At 49.4% G+C, this 7,770-nt stretch carries 6 protein-coding genes; 1 reads left to right on the top strand and 5 read right to left on the bottom strand.

Annotated features, from left to right (window positions below):
* Positions 1-1,322, top strand: a 1,322-nt coding sequence (locus tag GZH79_RS07345; protein ID WP_211643140.1) for a hypothetical protein, incomplete at its 5' end; no start/stop codon positions are given.
* 371 nt (positions 1,323-1,693) lie between these two features.
* On the opposite strand, the gene GZH79_RS07350 is transcribed toward GZH79_RS07345, so the two are convergent.
* The 5 genes from GZH79_RS07350 to GZH79_RS07370 form a co-directional block, all read right to left on the bottom strand.
* The gene (locus GZH79_RS07350) at positions 1,694-3,304 is read right to left on the bottom strand and encodes a reverse transcriptase domain-containing protein (protein WP_211643141.1); all 1,611 of its coding nucleotides are present in this window, start codon (positions 3,302-3,304) and stop codon (positions 1,694-1,696) included.
* A gap of 224 nt (positions 3,305-3,528) precedes the next feature.
* On the bottom strand, positions 3,529-5,490 hold the full coding sequence (locus GZH79_RS07355) for a DUF3732 domain-containing protein (protein WP_211643142.1): 1,962 nt from the start codon (positions 5,488-5,490) through the stop codon (positions 3,529-3,531).
* Position 5,491: 1 nt separating this feature from the next.
* Positions 5,492-5,992: a three component ABC system middle component gene (locus GZH79_RS07360; RefSeq protein ID WP_211643143.1), complete on the bottom strand. Its 501-nt coding sequence runs from the start codon at positions 5,990-5,992 to the stop codon at positions 5,492-5,494.
* A complete protein-coding gene (locus GZH79_RS07365) occupies positions 5,993-7,165 on the bottom strand; it encodes an ABC-three component system protein (protein WP_211643144.1) in 1,173 nt (390 codons plus the stop codon).
* A gap of 332 nt (positions 7,166-7,497) precedes the next feature.
* Positions 7,498-7,770: hypothetical protein (locus GZH79_RS07370; RefSeq protein ID WP_211643145.1), on the bottom strand; the 273-nt coding region annotated here is incomplete at its 5' end.

The following is a 7,770-nucleotide window of genomic DNA, read 5'->3' on the forward strand; positions in this document are numbered from 1 at the left end:
TGGTCTCTGATAGTGTGGCCCTGGTATGGCAACGTAAGAGGAAAGGAGAGGCCAGTATCGATCTGGGTAAGGATCGGTATGGGAAGGGCACCTTGAATCCCGACCTTGGTTACAACCTTCATGTACAGCGTGCGTATGCGGGTATGATTGAACTTGGTTTACTCAAGGTGACCAAGCCAGGATACTACATGCGATCCGGTATTGGTGCCAACCAAGGCAAGCTGACCAGATATGTTGCCACCGATACCCTCGTTTCCATGTTCACTGATGAAGAACAAAGCGTGCTTCCCGCTTTGCTTCCGCCACTCTCCCCAGATCCACTGGTCCGTGTTCGCGTGAAGGACACTGATGGGAAGCGTGGTCGGGCTGTCGCAGCCGAACCTTCTGACGAGGTCATGCTGATGAGCGAGAACCTTCAGATCATCAATACGGTTCTGAACTACTTTTGGATCGATATCTCCTTGCCGGATGAAGAGATCTCGAAAATCACCTCCAAGAAGGAAGCTGAAACCGGTAACGAATACCCTATCGATTTCCGGCGTCGGTCGCTGTATCGCGTTTCGAACAGTCATGACCTGACAACTGGTGGTCGTTTCTATGGGCCATTCTGGCAGAACATGCCCAGCGAACTTCGTAGACACCTGGTCATTGATGGCAAAGACACTGTTGAGATCGATTTCTCCCGCATGCACCCAACCATGCTATATGCCCGTGAAGGTCTTGATCCCCCTGGAAATGCTTATAGCGGTGTAGTCGATCTGCTGGAAATCGCCCCAGGTACAGACCGAGCAGCGGTTCGGTCGATGGTCAAGCAGGCTTTCAATGCAATGTTGAATGCCGAAAAACCGTTGAGGAATGCGCCCAAGGGTGTGGAGCCTGGGAACTTTGGGCTGAAGTGGAGGCAGGTTTCTGACGCGATTCTGAAATTACATCATCCCATCGCCCATTTGTTTTACTCTGGCATGGGCCTGCGCTTGCAGAGGATGGACAGCGACATTGCCGAGGCAGTTATGCTGAATTTTGCTCAAAGCAACATCCCCGTCCTGCCCGTGCACGACAGCTTTATTGTCCACCACGGTTTGGAAAACAGTTTGGAGGTAGCTATGAAACAAGCATTCCTTGATGTGATCAAACGCAATCCTGACCTGAAAGTTACACCGGCAGCGGAACACTTTCAAACTGCTGCATCTGAGCGGCTGATCGGACCTGATGGCATCGTAAATATGGACTTGGATCTACTTATAGAGGCAAATGATGTGGGATATCAGCATCGACTTGCCGCACACCGAAAGATTCAAAGCGATGCACGGAAGGCAAACTAAGGGGTAAGCCCGGCGGTCGATCAAAGTGATCCGGTTGGATCAAGGGAAGATCGCCTCAACCTCCAGGGGCGGGGAGTCGGCCTTCACTGCGTTGCAGCCATCAACTCACCACTTTTTCACAGCGGGCATTCAAGTTTCCCGTGTTGAGAAACCTTGATGAAAATTGGCGCTTTCTATGAGTTTAGAATTGAAAATCCTCGTGTCAGCAGTTTTCCTCTACCCCCGGTAACCATTTAATATTAATGAAAACAGCTGCTTGGATGGGTCGCTAAGGTCTGCAATCATAGTTGATTTCTTGTGGTATCATTGGGTAGTAAGCTGAGCGGAAATCAAACTACCCGTCTCGTAACTCTGAGTAAACTCATCATCGCTTACGGAAAGGTTGCTACCCATGCTTTCAACTCGGAAATCGCAACAGCAAGCTGCCGTTGCGGAGAAACGCTTCCATCTTCTGTAACGTAGGCTACTGGACCGCCTTTGTGGATGATTCCAAATACCGCATGATCCTCATTCATTAAGGGACCACCAGACATACCTTGCCCGAGCATTTGAGAAACCTCGATCAGCGGAACTGCACTCTTGGTAGTCAGGGAACTTATGCTTCCCTGTCTAACGTTGAGGCGGTCGCCAGGGCCGTAGGTTGGGAAACCCGCAGCAAGGGTGTTGGTTCCAACTGTCACGGAGCCTGCGAATGCTTCCAACCCGAAGTACTCGGTCGAGGGAATTAAGTGTTCGAGAATTGCTAGGTCCCGATGTGCGCAAATGTGTTTGATCATTACCTTGAATTTGTTGGATGTTCTCAAGGGATGGAAAACTTCGATTACCGATGCATTTTTAACGCAATGAGCAGCAGTCACAAGCCCAACACCGTCCAAGAAGAACGCCGTCCCAGTATCGTCGTCGGTCTCCACCACCCATACTGCTCGGTCAAAAATTTCGTCTTTAGTTGGGTGCACCTTGATCGGGCTCGCAGGAAATGAAGAGTTGTAGCGCTTGGCTAATCCGCGAAAAACTGGATCAGATTGTCCCTTCACAAAACCAACCCATGAAATCTTGCCCTGGAGGTGCGCTTGGATTTTGCACGACTTACCAAAGCGCGTTTTCAATTCGGCCTGAGCGGCGGCCAAGCCGGTCGTTTCAACCCTGAACAACACAGAACGGACGTTTCGGACATACCTTCTGTCCACGTTCAGACCTTCATTGATCTTTATTCCTGTAACCATCCTGCGCGAATTCTTGTCAGCGTAGTGAACCTTCTCTGGATTCAACTCAAACCCATTTTTTTTGAAGATCATACGCAGATCGTCGGACAGCTTTTCAAGGGCGAGCCTTCCAGGGTCGGGGCGGTCTCCCTCGAACAAAGCTGTCAAAGGTTGAAAACTTGAAAGCGTAATGTCATCGGCATATCGCGTGTAGAGCAATCGATGCTCTTTGGAAAAATTAATTAAAGTCTTGTCGAGCCGTAAACAGATCATGTTGGAGATCGCAGGGCTAGAAGGTGCTCCCTGAGGCAAGCATCCATTGTTCGAGCAGATTCGAGCAACTATCGCGGCTACGTCCGTATCAATACCAAGGCTTTCGAGCAGGCCCTGTACGCGCGCTTCTGTGATCGTTGGAAAGAAGTTTTTTAGGTCAACGTTGAGAATGAACCGACGGCGCAAGTGCGACTCGGCGTTTGTCCTTACTGATCGATCTGGAACAAAGCCGTGAACCGGATTTCGGGGCTTGTATAGGTTGGAAAGACTGCAAGCGATCTTCTTTTGCAGCATCTTTAGACGGTCATCAGGAGCGCTAATTAGTCGATTCTTTCCTGACTTTTTGGAAATATCGAAATGTGAGTACATTCGCCCACGAAACCACCAAATTTTTCTAAGTTCAGCAGGGGAAACACCAAGGTATTTAAGAAGTTCACTTTCGCTCGTTAGCTCAGGTGGAATTTTTGTTCGGCTCGCGCCGCCAAATAAATAGAACGGACTTGGCACGAGGTTCCCCTCCAATCACCCCATGTGCACATAGCTCATGTTGGGCGCACGTTTCTTGTGCAGACTTTTGCTCTTACGCCGCAGTTACGACAGCGCGTTTGCGAGGGGAAACCTCGTAGGTCAAACTACGCTGAACTCAAGGTGCTCTACAACCAGAATAGGGAACCGTTTAGAGGCTTTTTATTGTGATTCACCTTGGTGAGAATATGGTTGGGCAATCTATTCTAATTGAGCCAGCTATCGGGTATCAATTTTTCGCCGTCCCTCCATTCAGCCACCTTATATACATGCTTAAAATCACCCCAGACGTCTTCACCTGCATGATCAAGGACAATAATTTGCAACCGGTTGGCGGCACCTTCCATAACGCTTGAAAAGGCACCAAAGATTTTTCGAACAGCTCGGATATCTTCGTCCCTCCACTCAACGTCGGTAGAGACTCCTTCTCGTTCCACTAGTGCCCTAGGGAAATAGACCTGGCTTGGCTGGTCAAAGACGAGGAACGATGGAACCGGATGATGCGGGGTTTTCAAGAAGTACACGTGCAGGGCAAGCAGCATGGCGACGTGATAGGCTAGCCAATTTGCACCACTACCAATCTGCCAAAGATATGCCTCTTTGCCGTCGTCAACGACTTGGACAGTAAGCTCGCGGATCATTAACCGAATGGGATTATTTGGATTTTCGGCATCAAGATGCTTCACTAACCGCATCGCCTCTGCGTCAACTTCTGAAAGTGCGTTGCGCTGTCTGCTCGCAATTTCACCATCTGATATGCCATTTTTCAATTCCTCGATCCGCTCCATCATGGAGTTGACCTCTTGGCGAAGTGGTCCAGTTTGATCTGCGCGGTCATAGACAGTAAGTGCTTGGGTCAGTCGCCCAAGGAAACGTGAAATGTCTTCGCTGCGCTTGAGTTCCGCGTTTACTTCCTCTGAGCGCTTTTCTAGCTCCCGCATTTCTTGGCGGATCTCGCTCAGGTTCCCAAACTCGACCTCTGCGGCGGCCCTTTCGCGGATCATTTCCTTATCCATGCGGTCCGATAACATGGGTTGCGAAGACGCTTGGATTTCGACTTGCTCGAGCGCACTACAAAGTGAGTCAATTTGCCATCTTTGGTGATCTTCCAGCCGAGCAAGAACGTCGTCTCCATTGGGGTTTCCAAGCGTTTTGAGCCACGTTGACAAGGAAAGGCGATCACGCTGAATGCGCAAGGCGTCTCCATACTTATCGCTGCTCTCGATCAGACGGCGCATCTCATTCAGGTTACTACGGTGTTTAAATAGGCGCTTCGAAATATCAGTTTCATCGCGTCTCAGAATCTCGAGCCGCTTCAAGGCTTGCGACATCCCGCTTAGGCCCGGTCTGGCGTTTAATTCTCGTTGTTCGCTCACCGACCTGAGTAAATCAACGGTTTCGTTCCAATCTGATGGAACCTGTTGTTCAGGTGACAAAAGCCCAAACTCCTGAGCTTGCCGAAACCAAGCACTTACCTCCGCACGCCAAGCTTCGGTAGAGCGAGCTTCAGCCGTTAGCCGCGCCTCCTTACGTCGCAAATCTCTCGATAATTGCTCAATTTCATACCTTGTTAGCAAGGTAGTCAATGTTACTGCGCCTAAAATATAGGGAAAAATCGTTTTTAGCTTTTCTCGGTGCTCCGTGGTGTCAGCCTTGAAGAAAAGCACATCAGGATTGGCAACGACGTTTTGAGGTTGGAATGTAAATGCCATTAGATCGCGAAAAGCCGGTCTAGTCTTGGAGGGGTTTTCACTACCCGGCTCAAATCCAATGCCGGGCAATCCTGCCATCCGATCTAGATCCCGCTTTAGTTGAGATCGGTCTTTATTTTTGCCGGGTATCGCATGAGGGATCTCGACGGATGATCCTTCAAGGATGAAAAAGTCATCTGTGCTCTTCTGCTCTCCGGGTTCACGTCTTGCGATTAATAGCTGACCTTGAATGGTGTCCACGACAATCCCAAACCATGCAGATGACTTGCGAATAAGACCGACAGGAATAGAGCAGCTAGATGAGCCAAGACAATAATCGATAATCGGAATAATTGCCGACTTTCCTGTTTTCGAAGCACCCGTGATTACATTGATTTTTCCTGCTTCGAAGCCGACTTCCCGTGGATCTTCACCGGACTTTGGCCAGATAATCAACTTGGAAATTTGAAAATACATTTCACAGACTCACATTAAGCGTTCTAAATATTTGTACGGAATCGAGCTGTGAAAACCAAACCCCAATTTTTCTTGAAGCAGGTCCCACTTTTTTCACTCTCTCAGGCACTGTCGCCCTGGAGATCAGCTCAGGAGAAGCCGCCCTAATCGTTGCGGTCTCATAATCAAGCTTAAGAAGCTTTCTGGAAGCTCCAATCACGACGGAATTAAAACTGAGCGGACGCATTGCCAAAGCTCGCCCATGGATCGACAATAGTTCCTCGCGATTTTCACTCATCTTCTGAACAAACTTGCCTAAGCCTGAACTTTCCCATGTTGACGAAATGGATGTTAATGTTTTCGCATGTAGGACCATCGGCAACACCAAAAATGCCAACGCAAGTGGGGCTGGGTCGGAATTTCGCTCTTGGTGACCCAATCCAAACTGCCAAAGTGCATATGCGCCTAGTGCTGGGTTTTGAGTAATTTCGAGCTCTGAATAGCCGTGATATTCACCAATCAATTAATCGTCCCTACCAAGGATGGTCTTAAACTCAGGATGCCAACCGATTTCAGTTTCAGGTCTATCTGCCAATTCGTGATAAGTTCCCGGAACGAAATGACCGGACACCTCTTGGCCTGCGAGTTTTGCGTTCGTCCGTAGGCAAAGCCTGAATAGCTGCCGTCCTCGAACCTCGACTGAGTGCGCGGCATGAAGGTCTTCAACCTCACCTTTGTGGACGCTAAAAGAACGGATCAGCGTTCGGTCCAGATCGTCCAAATCACTTTGAGCTATATCACCTTCCTCAGCCCAAATAGTCTTGTCTGCGGATGCCCGAAGGTAGTCGGCTATGGCGCGTGTCTCCTTATCTTCTCCAATTCCTATCACTTCAAGTTGACGTACGAACTGGGGGCGCTTTGAGTGTATACTTGCGACGACCGCATCTGGTGGCGTAGTGGACCTGCTTACCAAAAAAGCTGGGAGATTCAGGCGTGCTGCGAATAATTGAATTTCCTTCTTGAATGAGCCAGCGTTTACGACTCCTTCAGCTCCCGACTTAATAAGTTCGTTGGCTTTGTCGCGCGCTAAGCCGATAGCATAGTTCGTGAGCCTTCGTTTGGTTTCATCGTTGTAGGATGGCCCCCACAGTGCTTCAACTGAGTGTTCTGGGCGCTCATGTATACTCTCGACATATATCCTTGTTACGAACTCAAGAAACCTATCTGCGTCTAATCCAAGGAATGCCTCCACAAATTTGTTACACTTTGGTTTTCGTTCCAGCGCATCTCGTTTCTTCAAAATTAGCTGTCTTAAATCTTTCGCGGCCTGTCCGAAGTTTGTTGCGTGTATGGCGGCTGCGATACCACCGGACTGAGATGGGGTGACGTAAAGACGGAAAGTCGTTTGGTAAAGATCGATTTCGCCACTTTGAATGTCGGCAACCCAATTTCCAATTGTCTTCCAAAGATCCTGTGACCAGTCGGAAAGGGCATTATGTTTGGTTGCGCTTTTGACTTGTTCAAGAACCTTACCACCGTCCGAAAACCGAATGGCGACATCGTCCTCGCCTTCCATTACAACGTCAGCGTCATCAGGAGACATTAGCAAGTAATAGCACAGACGGGCTTCTTGCTCGGAGTACCCAAGATACTGTCCGGCGGCTTTATGCTTTGATGGCTTGCTTGCGACGTTCATTTAATCGGACAACCCTTGCTCTTCTAGAACGTTAGCAGGCGACAATTACTTTGCACAAGGCCGCAGAGTGACTTCACTCGTTTCAACTCCAAATTGAGCACACTTCTCTTGAGGCTTGAGACCCTTTCGCCCATTCCCACGGTGTGCGTGGCTTTTGTGCCTTCGCCAATTCTGGGAAATGCTGCGCCATGTACGAACGACTGCTTCAGAGGAGCTGCAGCGCAGCATCATGATTCTCGGCCAAGGTCAGCTCCGGACCGAAAGCGGACCAGCTTATCAAATATTTGCCCGACCTAATTGTCATCGCTCCAGTCAGGTTTGGGGAAAAAAACTTAAAGTGTATTGCCTTGTTTGCTTCCCTTCCTCATCTTCGCCAAGCTATGTCCATGACCGTAAGCTGATGCGGACGTTACATCATCGTTGCTGAAAATCGCATCGCTGGTTTCCCGATCAATGCTTGCCTCACGAAGCTTGTCTTCGAAGGAACCGCGCAGGGAATGAGTGTCGTGGGGACCCTCCCTTCCCATACCGATCCTTACCCAGATCGATACTGGCCTCTCCTTTCCTCTTACGTTGCCATACCAGGGCCACACTATCAGAGACCA

Source organism: Loktanella sp. SALINAS62, from assembly GCF_018263905.1.
GTDB lineage: Bacteria > Pseudomonadota > Alphaproteobacteria > Rhodobacterales > Rhodobacteraceae > Loktanella.